21 protein-coding genes are annotated in these 18,664 nt (G+C 36.6%); 2 read left to right on the forward strand and 19 right to left on the reverse strand.

Going from position 1 to position 18,664, the window contains the following annotated elements:
* Positions 1-83 precede the first annotated feature (83 nt).
* The 18 genes from AB1349_08315 to AB1349_08400 form a co-directional block, all read right to left on the reverse strand.
* Complete coding sequence (locus AB1349_08315) at positions 84-890, reverse strand: DegT/DnrJ/EryC1/StrS family aminotransferase (protein ID MEW6557344.1); 807 nt, start codon at positions 888-890, stop codon at positions 84-86.
* Entirely contained in the window at positions 841-1,887 is a 1,047-nt protein-coding gene (locus tag AB1349_08320) for a glycosyltransferase family 4 protein (protein MEW6557345.1), read from the reverse strand. The genes AB1349_08315 and AB1349_08320 overlap by 50 nt, the downstream gene beginning before the upstream one ends.
* 73 nt (positions 1,888-1,960) lie before the next feature.
* Entirely contained in the window at positions 1,961-2,968 is a 1,008-nt protein-coding gene (gene waaF / locus AB1349_08325; GenBank protein ID MEW6557346.1) for a lipopolysaccharide heptosyltransferase II, read from the reverse strand.
* A gap of 83 nt (positions 2,969-3,051) precedes the next feature.
* Positions 3,052-3,687 carry a lysophospholipid acyltransferase family protein gene (locus tag AB1349_08330; protein MEW6557347.1) on the reverse strand — a complete coding sequence of 212 codons (636 nt, stop codon included), beginning with the start codon at positions 3,685-3,687 and terminating at the stop codon, positions 3,052-3,054.
* 27 nt (positions 3,688-3,714) lie between these two features.
* Positions 3,715-4,338 (reverse strand): hypothetical protein, encoded by a 624-nt coding sequence (locus AB1349_08335; protein ID MEW6557348.1) that lies wholly within the window; start codon positions 4,336-4,338, stop codon positions 3,715-3,717.
* A gap of 44 nt (positions 4,339-4,382) precedes the next feature.
* Entirely contained in the window at positions 4,383-5,606 is a 1,224-nt protein-coding gene (locus tag AB1349_08340) for a glycosyltransferase (protein MEW6557349.1), read from the reverse strand.
* 1 nt (position 5,607) lies between these two features.
* On the reverse strand, positions 5,608-6,246 hold the full coding sequence (locus AB1349_08345; protein ID MEW6557350.1) for a DUF5752 family protein: 639 nt from the start codon (positions 6,244-6,246) through the stop codon (positions 5,608-5,610).
* A gap of 38 nt (positions 6,247-6,284) precedes the next feature.
* Complete coding sequence (locus AB1349_08350) at positions 6,285-6,680, reverse strand: GxxExxY protein (GenBank protein MEW6557351.1); 396 nt, start codon at positions 6,678-6,680, stop codon at positions 6,285-6,287.
* 28 nt (positions 6,681-6,708) lie between these two features.
* Positions 6,709-7,503 (reverse strand): trehalose-phosphatase, encoded by a 795-nt coding sequence (gene otsB, locus AB1349_08355; protein MEW6557352.1) that lies wholly within the window; start codon positions 7,501-7,503, stop codon positions 6,709-6,711.
* A 108-nt stretch (positions 7,504-7,611) separates the two neighbouring features.
* Positions 7,612-9,096 carry a trehalose-6-phosphate synthase gene (locus tag AB1349_08360; GenBank protein ID MEW6557353.1) on the reverse strand — a complete coding sequence of 495 codons (1,485 nt, stop codon included), beginning with the start codon at positions 9,094-9,096 and terminating at the stop codon, positions 7,612-7,614.
* 37 nt (positions 9,097-9,133) lie between these two features.
* Positions 9,134-10,036, reverse strand: a complete 903-nt coding sequence (gene secF, locus AB1349_08365; GenBank protein ID MEW6557354.1) for a protein translocase subunit SecF — start codon at positions 10,034-10,036, stop codon at positions 9,134-9,136.
* Positions 10,037-10,076: 40 nt separating this feature from the next.
* Positions 10,077-11,507: a protein translocase subunit SecD gene (secD, locus tag AB1349_08370; protein MEW6557355.1), complete on the reverse strand. Its 1,431-nt coding sequence runs from the start codon at positions 11,505-11,507 to the stop codon at positions 10,077-10,079.
* Positions 11,508-11,612: 105 nt separating this feature from the next.
* Positions 11,613-12,272: an HD domain-containing protein gene (locus AB1349_08375; GenBank protein MEW6557356.1), complete on the reverse strand. Its 660-nt coding sequence runs from the start codon at positions 12,270-12,272 to the stop codon at positions 11,613-11,615.
* 94 nt (positions 12,273-12,366) lie between these two features.
* Complete coding sequence (gene yajC / locus AB1349_08380) at positions 12,367-12,666, reverse strand: preprotein translocase subunit YajC (GenBank protein MEW6557357.1); 300 nt, start codon at positions 12,664-12,666, stop codon at positions 12,367-12,369.
* A 168-nt stretch (positions 12,667-12,834) separates the two neighbouring features.
* A complete protein-coding gene (tgt, locus tag AB1349_08385; protein ID MEW6557358.1) occupies positions 12,835-13,989 on the reverse strand; it encodes a tRNA guanosine(34) transglycosylase Tgt in 1,155 nt (384 codons plus the stop codon).
* Positions 13,956-14,471, reverse strand: a complete 516-nt coding sequence (locus tag AB1349_08390) for a VanZ family protein (GenBank protein ID MEW6557359.1) — start codon at positions 14,469-14,471, stop codon at positions 13,956-13,958. The genes tgt and AB1349_08390 overlap by 34 nt, the downstream gene beginning before the upstream one ends.
* Before the next feature lie 99 nt (positions 14,472-14,570).
* Entirely contained in the window at positions 14,571-15,236 is a 666-nt protein-coding gene (locus AB1349_08395; GenBank protein ID MEW6557360.1) for an HD domain-containing protein, read from the reverse strand.
* Positions 15,224-16,102, reverse strand: coding sequence for an AEC family transporter (locus AB1349_08400; protein MEW6557361.1), 879 nt, complete (start codon positions 16,100-16,102; stop codon positions 15,224-15,226). Before AB1349_08400 ends, AB1349_08395 begins: the two co-directional genes overlap by 13 nt.
* A gap of 74 nt (positions 16,103-16,176) precedes the next feature.
* On the opposite strand from AB1349_08400, the gene AB1349_08405 reads away from it, so the two are divergent.
* A complete protein-coding gene (locus AB1349_08405) occupies positions 16,177-16,902 on the forward strand; it encodes a SurA N-terminal domain-containing protein (protein MEW6557362.1) in 726 nt (241 codons plus the stop codon).
* 134 nt (positions 16,903-17,036) lie between these two features.
* Positions 17,037-17,381 (forward strand): thioredoxin, encoded by a 345-nt coding sequence (gene trxA, locus AB1349_08410; protein ID MEW6557363.1) that lies wholly within the window; start codon positions 17,037-17,039, stop codon positions 17,379-17,381.
* Between the two features lie 170 nt (positions 17,382-17,551).
* On the opposite strand, the gene AB1349_08415 is transcribed toward trxA, so the two are convergent.
* Complete coding sequence (locus AB1349_08415; protein MEW6557364.1) at positions 17,552-18,451, reverse strand: hypothetical protein; 900 nt, start codon at positions 18,449-18,451, stop codon at positions 17,552-17,554.
* Positions 18,452-18,664 lie beyond the last annotated feature (213 nt).

The following is an 18,664-nucleotide window of genomic DNA, read 5'->3' on the forward strand; positions in this document are numbered from 1 at the left end:
GGCTTTCACGTCAATTTTTTATAGGTTCCTTTATAATATGTCTCAGCATTTATTAGCAAGCGTGTCTGATGAATCAGACCACCCTATTTCTCATTAGAGAAATGGGAAATTTGCCAAACTACAGTATTATATTTAAATCCAGCCGAGACTACCTGATAATGTTTATACCCCTCGTCAGAGAACCTTTTCCACGCATCTTTACTTAATCCGTGCAGGGCAAGAATTTTAATTTTTTCTGCATATTCTTCGTTGTTTGTAATGAGCATCCCTCCTTCGCCAGTGACGATATTTTTTGTAATATAGAAACTGAAACAGCCAATTTCGCCGAAAGCACCTGTTTTTTGGCCGTGATATTTTGTCTCTATAGCGTGTGCACAGTCCTCTATTATTTTTAACTTATATCTTTTAGCAATTTCTATAATCGCAGCCATATCACAAGCACGACCTGCAAAATGTACAGGTACTAACGCTTTGGTTTTTGATGTAATCTTTCTTTCTATCTCTTCAGGGTCAATATTCATCGTATCTTTTTTACAGTCAACAAAAATAGGTCTTGCACCAGCATGGATTACTGCATTAGCAGTAGCAGCAAATGTCATCGTCGGCACAATTACTTCATCACTTTCCTTTACTCCAACAGCAAGCATAGAAAGATGTATGGCAGCGGTACAGGAATTTACAGCAACAGCGAATCTGGTTTTTTTGTATTCCTTAAACATTTCTTCAAATTTCTGGACTTTGGGGCCTGTACCCAGCCAGCCACTCTTCATTGATGCAACAACCTCATCAATCTCAGGTTGCTCAATCAAAGGAGAGCCAAAAACTAAAAACTCTTGCCGTCTACAAAACACTGTTAAAAATCCTTTCTGTATCAGCCATAAACTTCTCATATCCGAACTCTTTTTCTATTTTTTTTCTGTTGGTTTCTGCTATATTTTTCATAAGTGACGGAGTTTCTAAAAATTTCAAGATTCTTTGTGCAAGTATTTCTGCATTGAAAGGCGGGACTAAAGCTGTTTCATCAAGTATCTCCGGTATGCAGCCTACAGAGGTTGCAATGACTACTTTCCCGCAAGCCATCCATTCAAGCAGCACCCTGCTTACCGCTTCACTCCCAGTTGATGTAACTACACCAAGTGAACATTCTGACATAAATTTGTAGACATCTTCTACATAGCCGAAAAATTCAACCGACTTTTCTATGCCAAGTTTTTCCGATAATTTTTTAAGTTCACTATATTTTATATTCTCTTCTTTACCTGCAATTAAAAATTTTGTATCGGGAATTTTCCTAAGAACAATTTTAGCGGCTTCTAAAAAATATCTATGTCCTTTCACAGGATCTAACCTTCCAACTATGCCAACAATAAACTCGTGAACTCGTGAATTCGTGAACTCGTGAACTGATGTATCTATACCCTGATAGATTGTTACAACTTTTTCGGGCTCAAGCCCGATTTCTAAATACTGTTTTCTTATAAACTCTGAAGCAGCAATAACTTTTTTTGTTTTTTTATACAAAAAACTTTTTTTCGGGTATAACGCATCTGATTTCGTTCTTATTATAGCAAATTTTTTAGCAGAAATGAGTAAAACCAAATATGCTAAAAAATGACATTTGCCTGTGTAGGCATTAACAATATCAATATTACACATTTGTATAAATTTTGCTAATTGAAAAACAGTATCAAAAACAAATGGATTTTTCCTTGAACAGATATTAATTGTTTCGAAACCTGCCTGTTGGGCAAGTTTATTGGGTAGTCCATTCTTCAAGCTTGCAAAGAATATCTTATGACCCTTTTTAGCAAGCCCTTTTGATAGTTCAATAGCATAACTTGTTATCCCGCTATTCCACGGGATATCAATTATTTGCAGAATTTTCATATTATTTTTTCACTATTTCTTATTATCACATTAGCGACAATGTGAATATCATATTAGCGATAATATGATAATACTATTGATATTTGTTATTTAACAATTTTACTGCTTCAAAAACATCATCCACAGAAATTTCTGTCATACATCTAAAATGCTTTTTAGGACATTTGTTCGGACCGTGTTTTCCACAAGGACGACAAGGCAAACTTTTTTCAACAATAACTGCTTTTTTTGAATATGGAAAAAAACCAAGTTGCTTAACTGTAGGCCCAAAAATAGCAACCGTTGGAACATTTAATCCTGCGGATATATGCATCGGTCCTGAATCGTTTGTTATAAAAACGCAGCATTTTTTTATAAGTGCTGTAAGTTGTTTAAGCGTTGTTTTGCCTGCAAGATTTATCGCCTTTGATTTCATATTTTTTTCAACTTCTGATGCAGTTTCAATATCGTAAGGTCCGCCAAAAATAACAACCTGTCCATCAAGTTGATTTACAATTTTATCAGAAAGTTCGGCATACCTCTCATGAAGCCATTTCTTTGTTGCCCATACACTGCCCGGATTTATTCCAAAAAATTTTTTATCTTTCAGTAAAATATCATCGGCAAATTTTTCATCTTTTTCATCAATATAAATTTCAGTCTTTGCTTCTTTTACCTCAATATTGAAATGTTTAAGTAAACTGAGATATCTTTCAAGTTGGTGTTTCCTTTTATCAAAGAAAACCCTGTCTGTAAAAAAAAATCTGCCCGCGCTGTTTGAAAATCCTATTCTTTCGGGAATATTCGCGAGATATGAAATTAAGCCGGATTTAAAAGATGGGTGTGGAATTATTGCAGTATCAAATTTTTTTTCTTTCAGTTTTTTCGCAAGTTTTACCAACTTAAAAAAACCTTTGTCCTTTCCTTTCTTGTCATAGATAATAATTTCGTCAATTGCCGGGTGTCCCTCCAATATGTTTTGTGTTGCTGGGATACAGAGTATACTTAAGTGTGCCTTAAGATATTTTTTTACTGATTGAATCAATGGCAATGTTAAAACAACATCACCTAAAAACGCCGTTTGTATTATCAATATTTTCATAAATTAACAAATTAATGAATTAATGAATTAATTAATAAGTTAACGCTGCTCGTCGGTTATAGATACTCTAAATGTGCACCTAACTAAGAAATAAGAATATCTGCTTTATTAGTGGTTTCATCAATTGCTTTTTTTAGTTCTTGCAATTTCACTTTTATATCTTCGGTTTCGTGAATATAAATTGGCTCGCCGTGACATATAACGATTTTGTTAAATGGATATGGGATATGGAATTCGTCCCAGTTTTTGATAATATATTTTCTTTTTGATGAACTGGCGAGCGGGATTATAGGCAATCCTGTTTTTTGTGCTGTAAGAATGACGCCTGGTTGAATTTCTCTTGCTGGACCTCGTGGCCCATCAGGTGTAAATGCAACCGAGAACCCATTTTTGGCTTTTCTTATTATTCCCACAAGCGCTTTTATTCCACCTTTTGAACTTGAACCGCGAACCGTACCAAATCCGAATCTTTTCGTAATCCTTGCGATGTATTCGCCATCTTTAGACTGACTCACAAGTATCTGTATATTTTTTTTTCTGTGCGACCAAACAAGCGGAATTTGTCTACCATGCCAGAACGCAAATATTACTGGTTTATTGTTTTTTGTTAACCAATCATACACAGAAGAATTTTTTACAATGATTTTTGATGTTCTGCCGACGAACCAGATATAAAAACTGCCGAGCCAAATTAAAAATTTATCAAAAAATAAATTCAATTCGTTCTACTCCCTTAACAAAAAATTTTATTTCTTTCTCTTTAATAGCCAGCCGATGGCGAAAAATTTTGTGTTCCCGGGTATCAAAACATCTTTCCCAAATTTTATATCTATTTTTAAGAAATCCAGTTTTGCTAAAATTTTTTTATTCTCAAAAATAAGCGACGGCTCAATCTCCATTGGCTCCATAAGTTCGCAGTGTTCTTCTTCTGCTTCTAACTGAATAAGTTTCGCAGTGAAATTTTTGGTAACTTCAAACCCGTCTTTGAGGGCGGCGTCAAGTATTTCATTCTTCTTAAGTAATTCAATTTCTGTTCCGAGTGTAACCGCAAAAACTGTTACAGCAATAGACTTACCGAAATCAATTTTTTTTCCGAATACTGCGGGATTGAATGTTTCATAGATAGTAGCGGGTTTGATATTATTTTGAATCTCTTTTAATTTTTCTGAAAGTGCTTGCTCTGGCAGTTCAATTTTTCTTTCGCTCCGCTTCACCGAGAATGAATTCTCGGCTACATTGTTGTGTAATGCTTCGGGCTTTGACGTCCCGATTAAAATCGGGACAAGCCCTTGCATCTTTTTTTTCTTTTTTATATCCCGAAAAATATAACCCTGTCTCAAAGCAATTCTGAAATTTTTTATTAGTTTCATAACTATATTATTATATCAGAAAATACTGAAATTTTCAAGAAAAATTAGAGATAGACAATATCTTCGGTGTGATATAAAGAAAGGAACATCAGAAAGTACTCTCGTAGATGTCTTGTTAAAAGGAAATTTTGTTTTACATGTTCGTGTCCATTTAAGCCAAGTTGTTTTGCATATTCAGGTGAGTTAAGAAGTTGTTTCAGCCAGTAAGCAGTTCCTTCAACAGTATGTGTTAAAATTCCCGAGTATTTATGTGTAATTTGTAACGGAATACCGCCGACAGCACTGGCAACAACCGGTTTTTTCTTCCATAGCGCTTCTGAAACGGTCAGCCCAAAGCCCTCTCTTATTGACTTTTGCAAAATTATATCAGAGCCGCACTGAAGAGCGTTTATCTCTATATCGTTATGTGATGGTTCAATAACGAGCAGATGGATATCGGGGTTCCCTGCGGCTCGTTCTTTTGCAGCATTCAACACTTTATCGTGTTCAGGGTCGTCGGTAGCGGTATTTCCGGCAAGGAGTAACTGACAGTTGACATATTTTCTTACCATCTTGAACGCATCTATTACGCCGAGCGGGTCTTTAAGAAAATCATAACGCGAAATCTGTGTTATAATCGGTCTATTTCTTTCTATTTGATATTTCTCAAAAACAGAATCAACAACCTCCTGTGGTAACTCCTTGTTCTTCTCGCTTAACGGGTCTATTGATGGTGATATGAGCATCTGTTTTATTGGGATTGGTTTTGCATATTCAGGCACCGAAAAAACTGTGATATCGTATTTCTCAATAAATTTCTTAAGGAACTGCCAGACATTTTCTTGCGGCTGTGATACATCAATATGGCATCGCCAGACCCATTTTTTACCCAAATCCGTTTTTCTTGTAACAAGTCCAATCGGTTGCGGGTCGTGAACCAGAATTATATCGCCATAAAAATTTATCGCGTTAGCATTTTCGTTTTCAACCTGACAAAAAAAATCAAACTCATCGTTGGCTATTTCAACCGAGATACCGTGTAATGCATTATGAAACTTTTTAGTGATATTAAAAAACTTTTCACCGCCCTTGAGCAAATCCCATCTGGTATCCACTCCCAATTCGTTCATCAGCGGAACCATTCTATTTAATATCTCTGCAACACCGCCACCAACTGATGTAGAATTGATATGCTGTATAATTTTTCCTTTAAGTCTTTTGCTGAGAATTTTCAATTCTTCAATTGTATCTTCACCAACTATAGGAACATAATCATTGATTTTAGGCATTTTATTTCGTTTCAATCATACAGATTATTTTTTGTCGCAGTGATTCCAGTGTCTGCGTATACGGGTCAAGTTCAGAAATCAGTTTTGCCAGTTCGGTTTCGTTTAATTCAGTTTCAAGCCAGTTAGAGAAATCGTTAGTTCCTTTTCCAAGTCGGAGTCGTGCTTCAAACATATGATAATATATAGAATGGATAGAAATCTTTTTTACTGCTTGTAGAAACTCAGTTAAATTATTCGCCGTATATTGCGTTGGGATAATAAATGTTACAGATTTCATAAAATGGAATTCATCGCCAACAGAAATTTCGTGAAGCGTATTTTTTTTATTTATATGTTTTTCTATTATTGCTACAAATCGTTCTCGTAATTCTGCAATTTTTTTGAACTGAATTATATCAACGGCTGCGAGTTGTTCGCCTAATTCATCTTCCTGTAAAACATTACTCACCCAGTATGCGAAATCGTTCGGTGGTTCAGGTGATAAGAAATGGTGTTGCTGAAGAAAACGGTGGGTATGGTAATAAATAGATGAACCTGGCACAGTTTTAAGTCTTTCAAGTAATTCAGCAAGATTTGTTGCTTTTTTTCCTAAAAGTTCCGTGAGGTTCAGTCGGGTATAAAAATGGAATGGATTAGGCATAAATTTGGACGCAGATTCCCGCTGATAAACGCAGATTTCTATTTTCTTAAATTATCAAAAGCATACCGTTTAATCTCTGCTTTTGGTCCAAAGTTTAATAACAATCCTACTTCTATATCTGTAGCTTTTAAGTAATTTAATAATTGTGCCTCGTGTTCGTCTATCAGTATTTTAGCCGACTTAATTTCAACAATTACTTTGTCATCAACTAATATATCAGCAAAATACTCGCCTACTATCTGGTTATCATACAATACTTTAATCGGTGATTGAGTAACAACCTTAAGTCCCATTTTCTTTAATTCTATCAATAACGAATTCTCATATACTTTTTCTAAGAAACCATAACCAAGAGTATTAAATACTTGGTAAAAGGCCTTTATTATTTTCTCTGTTAACTCTTTATACTTAAAATCCTGATAATCTGCGTTCATCTGCGTCCTCTTTAGAACGACCTGAATGTTACTTAAGTTCAGGGCTTAGCGTTTTAAGAAATTTTATTATTTCAGATTGATTTTTGAGATAATAATTTGCGTTTGATTTTGTTAATTTTCCGATTCTTACTGTGATACCATTTTTTAACATTTTGAATGCGTCTTCGTCGGTTGTGTCATCACCGATATAAACAGGGAAGAGGGAAGAGGGAAGAGGGAAGAGGGAAAGGATAAACCTTACCGCTTTGCCTTTATCCCAGTTTATATTCGGTCTGATTTCCCATACCTTTTTACCTTTCGTGAGAACAACACGCGAATTAGTGCGAATAACTTCACGAATTATCACGAATAATTTTGGTATATATCTTTTATCAACCAATCGCCAGTGGATACTTAAAATTAAACCCTTATTTTCTACAAACGCTCCTTTTATATTTTTTATTTTTTTTTCAAGCACAGGTCGGATTCTCTGTATAATCGGCTTTATTTTTTGGGCTTCAGGATGAATAAATATCTGTGTGAATCTGTGTTTCTTATCTGTGTTAATCTGTGTTTCAATTTCAAACCCGTGATTACCGGAATAGATGATATTTTTAAGCCCGACTTGTTTTTTAATATCATAAAGCGGCCGACCTGAAATAATTGCGACTGTATATTTTTCTGAGAGTTTTTTCAAAAGCCATTTTATCTGTGAATCTAATTTTGCATATTCTGGTTTCTTAACAATTGGTGTTAGTGTTCCATCGTAATCAAAGAAAAAAATCCTTTTTTTGTTCGTCAATCTTTTGTTGATTCTTTTCCATTCACTAAAAAAGTAATTCATTCTTTTTCTTTTTATCACAGAACTCTTTCCCAAGCAAAATTCAGGTTTATGCCGACTGAAGTCGGGTATAATTTTGTTACTCTCCACTTTAGTGGGCTTGTTTATTTTTCAGGGTTCTGGACATTGTTCGCCTGATTTTACCAGGTGTGTGATGAATTTACCTGCCCATTTATAGATATTGTTTTCTTGAATAGTATTCCGCATCTTTTTTATTCGTTCTTTTTTTTCGTCAACAGGTAATTCAATCGCTTCTTTTATTGCATCTGCAAAACCATCAGTATCGTAGGGATTAACAAGCACTGCTTCTTTTAATTCCCGTGCAGAACCTGTAAACTTTGACAGCATAAGTATTCCTTTCAAGTCAACATTTGCCGAGATAAACTCTTTAGCAACGAGATTCATTCCATCGTGTAGCGAACCAACAAGACATAAATCACAGGCACGGTATAATGCAAGATGTGTCGTATAATCAATTTTACTGTTCAATAAAACAATTGGATACCAATTGCCAGTGTGGTATTTCCAGTTGACTTCTTCTGCAACTGACTGTATCTCATTTATCAGGTTTTTATATGTCTTGATATGGAGACGGCTTAATGCACCTTTCTGGAAGAAAACGAATTTTTTCTGATACTGCGGATACTTTTCAAGGAATCTGTCAACTGCGCGAATTTTTTCAATAATACCTTTTGTGTAGTCAACACGGTCAATACTTAATGCTAGAATCTCGTAAGGCGGGTCTATCTGGGACGGCAAGTTATCAACCTCTTTTGTTACTTTATTGTCGGAAGCCATCTCGGCTAATTGTTCAAAATCAACACTGATTGGGAAATCACGAATCAATGTTTTATGTCCTTTGTAAGTAACGGATGATTCCTCCCAATCAACTTTTGCCTCTAATTCTAACTCACAGGTTTCTAAGAACCTGTGGCAGTGATACCTTATGTGAAACCCGAGTAAATCATTTGATAGAAGCCCTTCTAAAATTTCTAACTTCTGTGGACAGACTCTGAATACTTCCGGGTTGGGCCAGGGGATATGCCAGAAAATAGAAACAATTGCATCCGGTTTTTTTTCTTTAATATATTTTGCACAAAGCGTTAAATGGTAATCCTGTAACCATATAAACGGCTTCTGTTCGTCAAAAAGTTCTGAAACGCTTTCGGCAAATTTTTGGTTCACATTTTTATAATACTGCCAGTGAGCAGAATCAAAAATCGGCTGACGATATGCGATATGGCACAAAGGCCAGAGCGATTGGTTAGCATATCCGTAATAATACCCGTTTTCTTCTTCTTTTGACAGGAAAACTAATTTCTGGGTATAAGTATTTTTTTCAGGTGGTACTTTTACGGTATTATTTTTATCTATAATATCAGTATCCGCATCACCTGAAGAATATGCGACCCATACACCGCCAGCAGTTTGCATTACAGGGTCAACTGCGGTTACAAGTCCGCCAATAGTTTTTGTGTATTTAATTTTTCTGCCGGAATACTCAAACGAATACGGCTGTCTGTTAGAAACAACAATAAACTTGTAGTCCGCAAGTTTTTCTTTAATAAGTTGCTGAAGTGTTTCTTTCGTCCACATAACAAAATCAGCTCACCCCCCCCAATGAATTCGGGGGCTACAACTTCCGACTTCCTGTTTTTTTTATTTCCCATTCGTAGACAATCGGTGCGGCAACGAAAATTGTAGAATACGAGCCGATGACGATTCCAAAAAGTAGTGCGAGTGAAAAATCGTGTATTACTTCACCACCTAAAAAGAAGAGCGATAAAAGAACCAGAAATACGGTAAGCGATGTGATAATAGTTCTGGAAAGCGTTTCATTAACAGAACGGTTGATTAACTGATACAGTGTTTCTTTTCTGTAAAGCCGGATATTTTCACGCATTCTATCAAAAATAACAATAGTATCATTTATAGAATATCCCGCAAGTGTCAAAAGTGCGGCAATCACAGTGATTGAGATTTCTTTATTTATGACCGAGAAAAGCCCGATGGTAATGAATACATCGTGTATAAGTGCGACAACACCCGCTACACCCCAGATGCCCGATTTAAATCTGAATGCAACATAAACAATAATACCAACGAAAGACCAGAACAGTGCAAAAAACGCTTGATTGATTAAATGTTTGCCGATAGTAGGACCTACATATTCGGTTCTTTCAAGTTCAAACGGGTTATTCTGGATTTCTGTGCTTAATATCTGCTGAATCTTCTTTGCGATACCTTCGTCAGTCCCTTTTTTTATTCTGATGATAACAGAGTGTTGCTGTGGAAAATCCTGAAGTTCGCAATTGATTCCATTTTTTAAAAGGGCAGAACGAATATCACCAAGCGAAATCAGTTGATTAAATTTTAACTGAACAAGTGTTCCGCCGGTAAAATCAATTCCGAAATTCAGCCCTTTATGAAAAAAAATACTAAAGATTGAGATTAAGATTAAGATTGAAGATACAGCAAAAAAGGATTTTCGTTTGCCGACGAAATCAAAATTTGTTTTTTTGAAAAGCTGGATCATTTAGTTGCTTCGCTCCTTATTCTCGAATATCTATTCGTGATTATATAGACAACTGTTCTATTTGCCGACCTGCAAGCCATGAATCATATATCTGATGCGTCACAACAATTGCAGTATACATTGAGACAATGATTCCGAGTGTAAGTGTGACTGCGAATCCTTTCACAGGACCTGTCCCGAATTGGAACAGGAATGCCGCAGCTATCAATGTTGTAACATTAGCATCTAAAATTGCCGAAAACGCTTTCTCGTAGCCCAAATCAATCGCGACCCGGACGGTTTTTCCGTTTCGTAATTCTTCACGGACTCGTTCTAAAATAAGCACATTAGCATCCACAGCCATACCGATTGTCAGAATAATCCCTGCAATACCCGGCATTGTCAGTGTAGCATGAAACAGCGACATCAGACCCAGTAAAATCAGCATATTAAGCAGCAGTGCCGCATCAGCAATCAGCCCGGAAAACCTGTAATAGAAAATCATATAACTGACAACGAGCAGAAGTCCGACGAGACATGCGACAAATCCTGCTTTGACAGAATCTCTGCCTAACGAAGGCCCGACAGTTCTGTTTTCTATAATTCTAACCGGTGCAGGAAGCGCACCAGCACGCAGCACTATTGCCAGCCCTGACGCCTCTTCAGCAGTAAAATTACCTTCAATAATAGCGTGTCCATCCGGTATTCTTGTTCTTATAACAGGTGCGGATTGAACAACACTATCTAAAACGATTGCCAGTCGTCTTTCTATATTCGCCTCAGTTACCGATGCAAAAAGTTTAGCACCGTCTCTATTAAAATCAATTCCAACATATGGCATATTGTACTGCCCGCCAATTTTCATTTTAGCATCAGTCAGATACGCGCCGGTTACCTGAGCGGTTGCGGTAACCAGAAAATAGCCCTCCTCTTTACCTGGCAGCACTTCGTAGTCTTTTGGAATAAATTCTGCAAACTCTTTTTTTATTTGATGGTTTTCGTCATAGATATCTTTAAGTTGAACCCCAAGTTCTCTTGCTTTTGTTGCAACTTTTTCTATTGCACCGGTATTTTCTACAAGCCGAAACTCTAATAGTGCGGTCTTACCTATTAAATCAATTGCGGTTTGCGGGTCTTTAATACCAGGCAGTTGAACCACAATCCATTTCTCACCCTGTTTCGCAATGAACGGTTCTGAAACACCAAACTGGTCTACGCGGTTTCGGATAATTTCTATCGCTCTATTTAGCGCATCTGAAACATTCATATCCTTGCCCAGTTTGGTTTCATCAATTTCTAATACCAGATGAATACCACCCTGTAAATCAAGCCCAAGATTCAAGATTTTGCCGACGATTTTTTCTCTGGTTTGCTGTGCTTTCAGCCTATCTTTTGGCGACATCTGATACCAGAAAAATGTAGGCCATAGAAAATAAATAGCGCCTAAAAGCACAACCCAGAAAAGTATCCATTTAAATTTTTTTATACTCATATATACAAATTACTACAAATCACCGACCAAATAATCACAAATTTTTAGACGCGATTCAATTTCTGTATAAAAGGGATTTCTTTTATTTGCAGTCATTCGTTTTATCTACAATAGTTTCGTTTCGTTTATATACAAATCAAAATCGCAGTTAAGGTATTCTGCTGCTTTTTTGCAAATCAGCATTCTGGATAAAAAAATCTCAAAATACTCCATCACCTGCGAGATGTTTGTATCAATTGTCAGTTCTAACGAAATTATTTTTTTCTCAGAATCTACCCTTAAAAACGAGCGTTCAACTGCGTAATTGACGCGGTCGTGAATATCAAGCCCTATCATATTCGGATTCCTAACACGGCTTCTGTGCACATCTGCTTTATCAGCAAGAATAAGCGCTGCGGCAACCGGATTAACCGGCTCGCCAACGGGCTCTTCGTGATTCCCAATCGCACTGATAACTATCGCAATATCTTCTACTGACATTTCTAATCCTGTTAATATATCCATCGCTATCAGTGCGCTTGCCGAAATATGGTCTTGACGATTAACAACATTTCCGATATCGTGTAAATAGCCGGCAATTGCAGCAAGTTCAGGCAGTGGTTCTTTGTAATTAAGATGTGTTAGCACATTTTTAGCGAGATTAGCAACAATATCTGCATGCCGGAATCCGTGCTCGGTATAACCAATTGCGCCGAGATATTCATTTGATGCCTCTAAAAACGAGATAACTTTCGGATTTGTTTTGATTGTTTCTAATGTAATCATTCTATCACGAATTAAAACCGAATTTTAACCGAATTTATACGAATAAGTCAATCCTTTATTCGCAATTATTCGCGATGTGTACCTTTATTCGTATTTATTCGCGTTCTGTTATCACAGCTGAAATTGCTGTTTTTAATATCTGGATATTCACATTTTCTGCAATTTTCAATTTTATATTGTTCCCTTGAAAATCCTGAACAGTGCCATAAATTCCACTGCTGGTAATTATTCGGTCGCCTTTTTTCAGATTATCCAGCATTTTCTGATGTTCTTTTTGTTTTTTTGTTTGCGGTCTGATAAGTAAAAAATAGAAAACAATAAAAATCAAAAAAATCGGCATCAATGATGAAAACATCGCACCACCTGGTGTATTTACAGAAATCGGTTCTGGCATAATACTGTCCCCCTTTAACGGCAAATCTCAAATCCCAAATCCCAAATTCCAAATTCCAAATCCCAAATTACGGCAAATTCTAAATTCTAAACTCCAAACTCTCAACTTTCGTTATCATTATACCAAAATAGCAAAAAAATTGCAACTAATCAGTAATTCTATACTTTCCTATACACCAAGAAATTTTTTTCGTTCCTGTAAAAATGTTCCTGCTTTAATACTTTCCTGTATTTTCTTTATTACTCTTTGTATAAAATATAGGTTATGCAACGAATTCAATCGCATCCCTAAAATTTCGTCGCTTCTTACAAGATGGTTCAAGTATGCTTTTGTAAAATTCTTGCAGGTATAACAATCACATTCTATATCAAGCGGTGAAAAATCGGTTTTGTATTCTGCATTTTTCAGATTCACCTTACCTGACGATGTAAAACATTGCCCGTTTCTTGCATTTCTTGTCGGTAGAACGCAGTCAAACATATCAATACCCTTTTCTACGCATTCCCATAAATCTTCAGGTGTGCCAACACCCATTAGATATCTTGGTTTATTTTCAGGCAGGAACTGTTCAGTCGCGGAAATTATATCATACATCAAGTCCTTCGGTTCGCCAACGGACAGCCCACCTAAAGCATAACCGTCAAAATCCAGTTCAACCGTTTTCTCAGCAGATTCGCGGCGTAAATCTGTATAAGTTGAGCCTTGAATAATACCAAAAAGCAGTTGAGAGTTGAGAGTTGAGAGTTGAGAGTTTTTGTCTCTAAACTCTAAACTAAGTTCTCTAAACTTTTTTTTGCTTCTTTCCGCCCATCGCAATGTTAACTCCATAGATGATTTCGCATAGTCGTGTTCAACGGGATAAGAAACGCATTCATCTAAAACCATCATAATATCAGAACCGAGAACCTGCTGAATTTCTACTACTTTTTCAGGTGTAAAGAAATGTTTAGAGCCATCAACAAACGATGTGAACTCTACACCATCTTCTGTAATTTTTTTTAATCTTGATTGTGAAAAAACCTGGAAGCCACCGGAATCAGTAAGAATTGGTTTATTCCATCCGATAAATTTATGCAAGCCACCTGCTTGTTTTATTATCTCAATTCCAGGCCGAAGATATAAATGGTATGTATTTGCGAGAATAATTTGAGCATCAAGTTCTATAAGTTCGGCTGGTGAAATTGTCTTGACTGTTCCAAGTGTCCCGACAGGCATAAAACACGGTGTCTCAATCCTGCCGTGTGCTGTATTCAAGATACCGGCTCGTGCTCGTGTTTTTTTTTCTTTTTTTATGACTTCAAAATTCTTAATATTATACCCCATAAACCGCCAATAGTATTAAAAACCACATCTCTGATATCACAAACCCTGTTGGGTAAGATATACTGGAATCCTTCGTCCAACATACCAACTAAAAAAACAAAGCCACCAGCATACAAAAAAGTTTTATGTCTCTGTTTATCAACAACATCACACACAGCCAGCCAGCCGAGCAACCCGTATTCTAAAATATGGATTCGTTCCTCAACAATTTTTATAAATTGCGAACAAACCAGACCTGAAAGCAACAAAACAATAATAATAAATAAGTTTGTTTTGGGAATACTGGCTTTTATAAGGTAACCAACAAATAGAACCCCGACAACTGCGAAAACCAAAACTGCTGAAATCTGTAAATTGTTTTTTCCTACATTTTTATACAAAAAATTCAAGATATACCTTGTGAAACTTGCCGACAGGATAATGAACACGGCTAAACCGATTGTCAGTTTTGATAATCCAAACTTTTTTGTATCTGTGTCCATTTTTAGTTACATCTTTTTTTTAACCACTGAAACACGGAAACACTGAAAAAAATTATTCCGTGCTTCAGTGCTTCAGTGGTAAACACTTTTTTCATTTTTTTACAAGAACTTGTTCTTATTCACATAAAGTATGAATGAGCAGTCAAAGTATTTTGCTGCTTTTTTTAACTGAAGCATTCGTTCTAAAAAAATCTCAAAATACTCGCCTATATCAACAATCACAGTATCAACAGCCAATTCTAACGAGATAGTTTTTGTCTTTGCATCTACTCGCAGAAACGAATTTTTACAGGCAAGATTCACACGGGTATGTTTGTCAAGCCCGGTGCGCTTGGTAGTTCTTACTCTTGAAAAATGGACATCTGTCTTGTCGCCTAAAATTACACCGGCAGTAATATGCGAGTTCGGAACAATATCCTTTTCTTCGTGTGAGCCGACTGCACTCATTATTACCAGAATTTCGTTATACGGCATGTTGAATCGTTCCAAAATCCGTTTTGTCAGGATTGCACCGGATAAAGAATGCGTTCGCCTTTCAACTGAATTCCCAATATCGTGCAGGTATCCTGCTATTTTTGCGAACCCAACATCTTTTTCTGGATAACCAAGATGTGATAAGATATTTCCCGCTATATTAGATGTGAGTTTAGCATGCCTTAAGCCGTGCTCTTTGTAGCCAATCGCCGCAAAGTTTTTATCCGCAGCATCAAGCAGCGCTTGGACATAAATATCATTCATTATCTCGTTTACTGTTAAAGTAGCCATAAAATTAGTGGTATTAAAATTACCGAAAAAATTAGACCAACTACTATCATTGATGAAGCAAACGAAAAATCAGCATTGTATTCTTTAGAAAAAATATATGTATTGACTGCTGATGGCATAGAACTTGATATCAGGCAGACACTTCTTGTTATACCAGTTATATCAAATATCTTACAGAAAACAAATGCAACAACTACACCACCGAGCATTCGCAGTGACACACCGACAAGCGTTCTTTTCAGCATATTGTAATCAAGCATTTTTATTTGATAGCCAACAAGACATAACATCACTGGCAGTGTAACCGATGTTAGCATCTTTGAAAAACCGGTCAGCTGTAATGGTATTTTTACATCTGTTAGATTTAACAGAATCCCTAAAAATGCAAAGTATAAAATTGGCAGCCGAAATATTTCTTTACCGGAACCGCTTACAATCCATAAGCCAATGGTGAAATGCAAAATTGAGATTGTGATATTATAGATTATAGCATAAAAAGTGGCAGTTGTTCCGAAAAAAACTGTATTCACCGGGATTGCCAGATATGCAGAATTCATAAAAATAATTGGCAATGCAGTATCTCTGAAATCAGTATAAAAAATTTTGGAATATACTACTGCAAAAAAAATCCCGAACAGAACAACGATTACAGCAATCATACCAATGTTTTTTGTATTATTCAGGTTCTGTTTCAATGGTGCAGACCACATTGCAAAAAAGATAAACAACGGAATCAGGATATAGAGTGCAAAACTGACAAAATACTTTATGAATGTTTCTATAGACCTTATTTTTAATCTTGATAAAAGCCAGCCAACCAGAATATACGGGATTATTTTTAGAACAAGATTAAATACCAAATCCATAGCGTATTTATTATACAAAAATTGCTTGACTTTTACAAAGAAAAAAATATAATAAAATTAAAGGGAGAAATTTTATGATGGATTTTATCCGACGGCATATGAAGACAATTTTCTGGGTTATTTTGCTCAGTTTTTTATTTGCGACTTTTGCATATTTTGGTGCAGGCGGTTATCTAACGCGTGGTACTGACACAATCGCAGTAGTGAATAAAGAAAGACTTTCTTATTCTGAATATACGAAAGCGGTTTCCAGAGCAATTGAAAATTATAGAAGTAAAAAAAAGGATACTGAGATTACAGATAATGATGTTCAGCAGATAAAACGCGAAGTTTTGCAGGATTTGGTTTCTGAAGCAGCATTCTATCAGTCAGCAAAAAAATACGGATTCACAGTTAGTGATAATGAAATCAGAGCGTATCTGCAACAGATTCCTGCATTTCAGAAAAACGGGCATTTTGACCATCAGACATATTATCAGACAGTGGTATATGGCTTAAAAATGACGCCGGAAGAATTTGAGAATTCCCGGCGAAAAGGGCTGGTTGTGGATAAAGTTAGACATCTGATTTTTTTAATTTCTAAAGTTACTGATAAAGAAGCCGAGATGGAGTATTTAAGGCGAAATGGCAATTTTAAGAACTGGGATAAAGAAAAAGATAAATTCATAGAGACATTACGGAATGAAAAACGGGTTTTACTGTTTAACCAATGGATAACACAACTTCAGAAAACTACACAAATCAAGGACTATCTATCAAAATTTGAACAGTTAGAAAAAGGGTCGGGAAGAACACAATAAGGCAGGTAAAAGGATAAGGCAAGTAAAAGGTTAAAGGTTAAAATTAAAAACAAAAAGAACCTGACAGGATTTACAGGATAAAACTTTAATTAAAATCCTGTTAATCATGTCAAATAAAAGACTCTGACAGGACTATGGGCGAGATTATTCTAACAGATGCGAATTTTGAGGATGAGGTGTTGAAATCGGAAATACCGGTGCTTGTAGATTTCTGGGCAAGCTGGTGCGGACCGTGTCAGATGCTCGCACCGATAATAGACGAACTTGCCAAAGAATACGAAGGTAAATTGAAAGTTGCAAAGTTAAATGTTGACGAATGTCAACAAAAATCAATAGAATATGAAATCAGTGCGATACCTACAATCTTGATTTTCAAAAACGGTCATGCTGTCAAAAAACTCGTCGGCTTTACCAAAAAATCTCGGCTGATAAATGAGATAAACTCGGTATTGGGAAAAAACGGGGTCGGGGGAAAGTAGTCGCCGATTTTCAATCGGCGTAAACGGTGATTAAAAATCACCGACTACAGACAACCGGTATATTGTAGTTTCGCGCCCTTGGCGTGAGTGTATTGAAATCCCTGTATATAAAAATAGGCACGGTCATATGACCGTGCCTACATTTTTTTATTTTTTGGACAACAAAACTACTATGCAGCATTACTGATTGTGTATGTCTTACCGGTTGCAACATCTGTGTATGTGCCAGTCCCATCAGCGTTGATATGTATAGTAGCAATCACAACGCCATTCTTCGTGATTGTGCCATCCATACTGCCATCTGCATTAAATGTCATTGTTGCTACTTCACCAGTTGAAGCAGTAAACGTTTGTGTGCCGCCAATAGGACCATTAGGACCGATTTGCAGACTAACAGTGACCGTAAGAACTTCACCTGTGGTAAGTGTAATCGTTCCACCACCTGTCATTGTAGCAGGTTGCGTGGTTGTCGGCTTCTGTGTCATTGAAGTCGTCAATGTCAGGTCAATAGTTCCTTTGGGTATATTTCCAGTTATTTTATTAGTAAGCGAATCTGGGAAGTTTGACTCAATAAACTCCTTAATTGTATCACTCGAAGTTTGCATTGCCGCTAAAGACGAAATTGTGAGCCACGCGAGTGGTTGATTATCACTCAACTTACAGAACATTGCAGGGATATATTGCGGGAATGTTAATGCCATTATCTCTTGTGGATTAGCATTCTGTCCTAACTTGGTTGGTGTTACAGACAAACTTTGTGAAGCATAAAGATAAATACCACTGTGGTCTGCAGGGAATGTATTCTCCATATTGAAATAAACCACATCAGTACCTTTTTTGAACTGCATCTTTACTGTCATCCCTTTCGGGTCGGTCTTGCTATAGTAGCCTTCTGCATCTGCTTCACCAATATCTCCCATATTTGTCCCGACCAGTTTAGGTGCACCATATGTTGTAGTTCCGGCACCGGCACCATCATTGCTTACACTAAACAATGCCACCATAGCAGACGCCATTGGAACGCTTTCATAACTTTCTTCTGTCTCGCCAGTCGGGCTTTCAGTACCCATAAGCAGTGCTGATTTTTTTTCGTTTTTTCCACAGCCTGTGAAAAAAACAAAGAATAGAGAATAGTAAAGATACCTGCCAACTTTTTACTTGTTGAGTAGACATCTTTATAACCTCCTTGTGGTGACAGCCCTATCGGGCTGTCGTGCCCCTCGCAGAACCGTGCTTGCAGATTGCCCACACACGGCTCTTCAATAACACTTCCTCATAAAGCA

The sequence above is a fragment of the Elusimicrobiota bacterium genome, assembly GCA_040757695.1.
Taxonomy (GTDB): Bacteria; Elusimicrobiota; UBA8919; order UBA8919; family UBA8919; genus JBFLWK01.

Bases quoted from the DNA above. Each gene is read 5' to 3' on its own strand.
- AB1349_08315 (MEW6557344.1), bottom strand. From the start codon at position 890: ATGAGAAGTTTATGGCTGATACAGAAAGGATTTTTAACAGTGTTTTGT.
- AB1349_08320 (MEW6557345.1), bottom strand. From the start codon at position 1,887: ATGAAAATTCTGCAAATAATTGATATCCCGTGGAATAGCGGGATAACA.
- waaF (MEW6557346.1), bottom strand. From the start codon at position 2,968: ATGAAAATATTGATAATACAAACGGCGTTTTTAGGTGATGTTGTTTTA.
- AB1349_08335 (MEW6557348.1), bottom strand. From the start codon at position 4,338: ATGAAACTAATAAAAAATTTCAGAATTGCTTTGAGACAGGGTTATATT.
- AB1349_08340 (MEW6557349.1), bottom strand. From the start codon at position 5,606: ATGCCTAAAATCAATGATTATGTTCCTATAGTTGGTGAAGATACAATT.
- AB1349_08345 (MEW6557350.1), bottom strand. From the start codon at position 6,246: ATGCCTAATCCATTCCATTTTTATACCCGACTGAACCTCACGGAACTT.
- AB1349_08350 (MEW6557351.1), bottom strand. From the start codon at position 6,680: ATGAACGCAGATTATCAGGATTTTAAGTATAAAGAGTTAACAGAGAAA.
- otsB (MEW6557352.1), bottom strand. From the start codon at position 7,503: ATGAATTACTTTTTTAGTGAATGGAAAAGAATCAACAAAAGATTGACG.
- AB1349_08360 (MEW6557353.1), bottom strand. From the start codon at position 9,096: ATGTGGACGAAAGAAACACTTCAGCAACTTATTAAAGAAAAACTTGCG.
- secF (MEW6557354.1), bottom strand. From the start codon at position 10,036: ATGATCCAGCTTTTCAAAAAAACAAATTTTGATTTCGTCGGCAAACGA.
- secD (MEW6557355.1), bottom strand. From the start codon at position 11,507: ATGAGTATAAAAAAATTTAAATGGATACTTTTCTGGGTTGTGCTTTTA.
- AB1349_08375 (MEW6557356.1), bottom strand. From the start codon at position 12,272: ATGATTACATTAGAAACAATCAAAACAAATCCGAAAGTTATCTCGTTT.
- yajC (MEW6557357.1), bottom strand. From the start codon at position 12,666: ATGCCAGAACCGATTTCTGTAAATACACCAGGTGGTGCGATGTTTTCA.
- tgt (MEW6557358.1), bottom strand. From the start codon at position 13,989: ATGGGGTATAATATTAAGAATTTTGAAGTCATAAAAAAAGAAAAAAAA.
- AB1349_08390 (MEW6557359.1), bottom strand. From the start codon at position 14,471: ATGGACACAGATACAAAAAAGTTTGGATTATCAAAACTGACAATCGGT.
- AB1349_08395 (MEW6557360.1), bottom strand. From the start codon at position 15,236: ATGGCTACTTTAACAGTAAACGAGATAATGAATGATATTTATGTCCAA.
- AB1349_08400 (MEW6557361.1), bottom strand. From the start codon at position 16,102: ATGGATTTGGTATTTAATCTTGTTCTAAAAATAATCCCGTATATTCTG.
- AB1349_08405 (MEW6557362.1), top strand. From the start codon at position 16,177: ATGATGGATTTTATCCGACGGCATATGAAGACAATTTTCTGGGTTATT.
- trxA (MEW6557363.1), top strand. From the start codon at position 17,037: ATGGGCGAGATTATTCTAACAGATGCGAATTTTGAGGATGAGGTGTTG.
- AB1349_08415 (MEW6557364.1), bottom strand. From the start codon at position 18,451: ATGGGTACTGAAAGCCCGACTGGCGAGACAGAAGAAAGTTATGAAAGC.